Below are 4238 nucleotides of genomic sequence, written 5' to 3' on the forward strand. Positions count from 1 at the left end.
AGCCATAGGGATCAAGACTAGATGGAAGTTCGCCGTAGTTATTCGCTCAGGAGACCGAGGCAACAAGTCGTCCGCAGCTCTTAACTCATTGTTTCTGAATGTGTTGATGGAGATATTCATGAATTTGAAAAAGAAGCAAGAGCTGTGGTATATAAAGCGTTTCGCCGTACTTAAACACGGCGATTCGCCGTCTACTACCTGTTATGCGCTTAAAGAAATCGGCCCAATGGAATATTTATGAGTAATGCGAACGAGGCGATCAAGGCTGCGCGCGGTTCTCACCGTCTCGGGTTCTTAGTGACTTTCACTGCGCTAGTAATGCTGTTAGCACCGTTCCCCATTGATTACAGTCGTCCACTTCAAGAAGCATATGTACTCCGGGATTTACAGCTGTCTGACTATGAGCGATATATAAAAACGGGCTTAGAATCTAATACCCTGTTACCACATTCAAAGGATATGATTCCGGGTAACTGGGAGGAAGAAATCACCAGTTATTTGCAAACATATCTCACGTCGAATTCAGCAACAAAACGAAAATGGTTGATTCAAAGAGGAGATTTTCCTAATCCAGATTGGAGTGTTAATCCAATCGTAATTTATGAAAACCCGCCCACAAACGGAACTATGGAAAAATGGCTTGAGTGGGTGCAGTCCTCTAAACCAGCTAAGTATTATGTCCCTGACTGGAATACAGCTAGCTTTTCGATGAGTCTAGACTATCCCGGAAAACCACCAATAATTAGGCATTTCTCAGTTAGAAAGTCAGAAACAGATCGCCATCCGGATGAATATGCCTTTCGGGCATACGGTGAGATTAATGCTCAACAAAATGAACCCAAAACTCGATCTGAGCGGAATAATTGGTGGACCGAACTAGAGTCAAAATCTAGGCGAGATCTTGTTGAGGATAGGAAGAAGTCAGCTTTACTTGATGAAAATAAATTCATAATAGAAGGCGAAGTAGATAGTAGTCTTCGTGAAATACGCTATAGTGGAGCGGGTGTTAAACGGTGGCTCATCGCCAGTGGAAATTGGGATATTTTATCAGTGGTTACCGAGCTGGGTGAAACAGTATTTCCGGGGCTTAGAGAAAAATGGTCTGAAGTCAGAAATCAACCACTAAATGAAGCTATTAATTACATGGAGGAAAAGCAAAGAAAAATACAAGATGTAAGTTTGTTTGGTATTTCGGTCTCAGGGCAACTATTTGTTGTTGCTATTCCGTTTGCATACTTAGTCCTGTTCTTGCACCTCTTTATACATCTTCGTTATATAAAGCGCATTCAGCTCACGAATGGATTGGATAGCATAACTGAAGCACCGTGGATGGGGTTGTACAATGACCGGGTTGCACTATCAGTTACAACTGTTTCTATCGTCGCTGCACCTTTAATTTTGGCAGTTGCCAATATTGTTCGCTATTTTGAGCGTGTAGAACTCTATGCGGTTTGGTTATCCACCATATGTATTGTGTTGGTATTGTTTGTGGGAATATTTTCAATACGTATATTGTCTGAAATTAGGGATAAACTTGTTACAAATGAAGTCATCGCATAACAATCACATGCACTCGGACAGCAAAAAGCGCCGCTTCGCTCTGCTTTTTGCTGCCGGTGATGTGAGGCGTTAGCGCGAGGAGAGCATGGATACAGATACATTCATACAATACTTTTCCAATGTACCCATTCGTTTTCTTTGGCATTATGATGTAATCGAACAATACGTGCCTGTCGTTGAGCAAGCGATTGAAGATACGAAGCAATTCTTTGATATTGACGGTACTACACTATCGGTTGAAGATATTGGTATAGTGTTAATTTCAATAGCCAAGTCCAATGAAAAGAAAATTGCATTTTACATAAAAAATAGAAAAATTAGAAGCTTGGGCTCAATATATTCCGAATTCAAGCACAATTTCCATACGATCACGTCTGGCGACGATGATCATTTGGGAATTCCCCTTCCACCCAAAACTCTAGAATGTTGTAAGCAGCTATTCGCCACAATAGGGCGCCCAGAAGAATGTGCAATACAATTTTGGGAACACACGCAAAGTCTAAGAAGGCCAATTACAAGATTTCAAACACTTGCTAACAAGTCAATAAATAAACAACGGAGCGTCTCGCCAAAGTTACGTCTGCAAGTCCTACGAAGAGACGGATTTAAATGTGCATTTTGTGGCAGAGATGCCGAAGATACTGCGTTGCACGTTGATCACATCCATCCAGTGAGCAAAGGTGGACGCAATGATATTGACCATCTCGTTACATTGTGTAGAGAATGCAACCTTGGCAAGGGCACACAATCAGCAATCGAGCTACTGCGGTGAAAGCAATAAAAGGGGCCAGGCCCAATTGATGGATCGTTTTTCACAGCCCATTCACCTAACATTTGGCTGCAAGCGACCCAATGCCGCGGTCCGGCTCCTCGCAACTTTCAAGCTCAGCAACAATCGCTTCAACTAATCTGAAGTGAGTAAATGCTAACAATCGCATGCACTCGGACAGCAAAAAGCGCCGCTCCTCGTCGCTCTGCTTTTTGTTGCCGGTGATGCGGAGCGTTATGCCTCTCAAAAGAAACCGACGCTATGAATCCAAACTGTAAAAATATAAAGAAGGACACCCATTTTGTTTCTTGATCCCCTGCCTGAACTAGCAGTTAAAGGACACCCGTTTTCTTGATCCTTTGGTAGAGGCAAACAAAATGGGTGTCCTTTTATTACAATAAAGGTGGTCATCGCGATAGAAAACAATGTATGTACTGTCGTAACCAATTATCCGTTGAAAAAAAGAAGAAACCATGAAAGTACACTACGATGAAGAAGTCGACGTGCTGTACCTAAAGCTAAGCGATGAAGAACCGGACGGAGTTATTGAGATAATGGAGGGTGTGAATATCGATACAACTGATGATGGAAGACTCACAGGCATCGAAATACTAAAAGCATCGAACAAGATGAACCTGGATACCATTCTTTCCTATACGCTTGACTTAGATCAAAATGTCTTGAAGAAGATCGCCTAACAAATGCATCCCCACCGACCGCAAAAAGCCCGCGTAGGGCGGGTGAGAGGCACACTTCGGGGCCGAGTTGGCCACTGTGATCAGGTGCCTCGTCACCCGCCGTGTAGGTGTGGTAGTCCCCAGGTGGGGGGTGGCGGCCATCCCTGGCCTGACCCGCCCTACGTGGGCTCAACTCGAAGCGCCTAAAATTGTAGCCTAGTGAGCGGTACCGTTAGTCAACGAGACGAGGAGACATAGTCATGCCAATCGAAGATGCAACACCAAACAACGCCAAGCGGTTCCAACATAAAATAGAAGATGGTGTTATTGTTTTAATTCTAGTGGCCGCTTCTGTTCTGTTCTATCTTTTATTCTTCAGCACGCAGGCATATAGCCATGAGATCTTTCCGGTCTATTTAGTGCAGATAAAACGTGACAATTTAGAAATTACCAATGGAAGAGATTTTCTTAAAGAAACTAAATCCGGTTTTCTTACAATAGATGGTCATCAAAGTCGAGCCGTGGAAAAAACTGGCCAGGCAAAAACGACAATGATTCAGTTTCGTTATCGTGGACCTGCTAGTAGTGCTAGAAACACTTCACCCAGTGGTCAAATCGGCCTTAAATTAAGAGCAAAAAATGGTTGCAACCTGTTATATGTGATGTGGGTGGTTGGTCCGGAGGAACGATTAAAGGTCCAAATGAAAAGTAATCCGGGTGACGTTAATCATGAAGATTGTGGAACCTGTGGATATACTACCTTAGTGCCAGAGTCCAATGCCAATCCATTCCCTCCTATATCCTCAGTTACAGATCAAAAAACGCATCGCTTGTTGGCTAAACTCGAACCTTTGGATGGTAATGATTATAGATTAATCGTGTACGCTGACTGGAAGGAAGTTTGGCGAGGTATTATCCGTGATATGCCACCAGAGATCGAAGGGCCTGCTGGTATACGTACCGATGGTGGAAATTTTATATTTCGGTTCTTTACGGACAATATTTAAGCCCGCGTAGGTCGGGTAAGGTAAAGGCCAAGTTACGATTCCTAGAGATATAAGGGAAGCTTTAGGAATATCTCCCGAAACGGAAATCGATTTTGCTGAAGACGGTGGTCGATTTTATATCGTAAAAACCGGCGCGCCAAAAAGGAAGAACTCAACCACTATGCACTAAAGTGCATAGGTTGCCCCCTGGACTGAAAGTCCTAAATCATTCCAGGATAATGTTTC

5 protein-coding genes and 1 pseudogene are annotated in these 4238 nt (G+C 43.3%); all 6 read left to right on the plus strand.

The window, feature by feature from the left end:
* On the plus strand, positions 1-241 hold a 241-nt coding region (locus tag BQ17_RS22855), incomplete at its 5' end, for a hypothetical protein (protein ID WP_218068303.1).
* The gene (locus tag BQ17_RS20960) at positions 238-1560 is read left to right on the plus strand and encodes a hypothetical protein (RefSeq protein ID WP_141699318.1); all 1323 of its coding nucleotides are present in this window, start codon (positions 238-240) and stop codon (positions 1558-1560) included. The genes BQ17_RS22855 and BQ17_RS20960, both read left to right, overlap by 4 nt.
* A gap of 85 nt (positions 1561-1645) precedes the next feature.
* Positions 1646-2332, plus strand: a complete 687-nt coding sequence (locus BQ17_RS15460; protein WP_089728557.1) for an HNH endonuclease — start codon at positions 1646-1648, stop codon at positions 2330-2332.
* A 470-nt stretch (positions 2333-2802) separates the two neighbouring features.
* Positions 2803-3027 (plus strand): DUF2283 domain-containing protein, encoded by a 225-nt coding sequence (locus BQ17_RS15465; protein ID WP_089728559.1) that lies wholly within the window; start codon positions 2803-2805, stop codon positions 3025-3027.
* A 239-nt stretch (positions 3028-3266) separates the two neighbouring features.
* A complete protein-coding gene (locus BQ17_RS20965; protein WP_141699319.1) occupies positions 3267-4013 on the plus strand; it encodes a hypothetical protein in 747 nt (248 codons plus the stop codon).
* Positions 4014-4047: 34 nt separating this feature from the next.
* A pseudogene (locus tag BQ17_RS20970) lies at positions 4048-4182 on the plus strand (AbrB/MazE/SpoVT family DNA-binding domain-containing protein); the annotation flags it as partial.
* Positions 4183-4238 lie beyond the last annotated feature (56 nt).

Source organism: Candidatus Thiosymbion oneisti (genome assembly GCF_900092655.1).
GTDB classification, from domain to species: domain Bacteria; phylum Pseudomonadota; class Gammaproteobacteria; order Chromatiales; family Chromatiaceae; genus Thiosymbion; species Thiosymbion oneisti.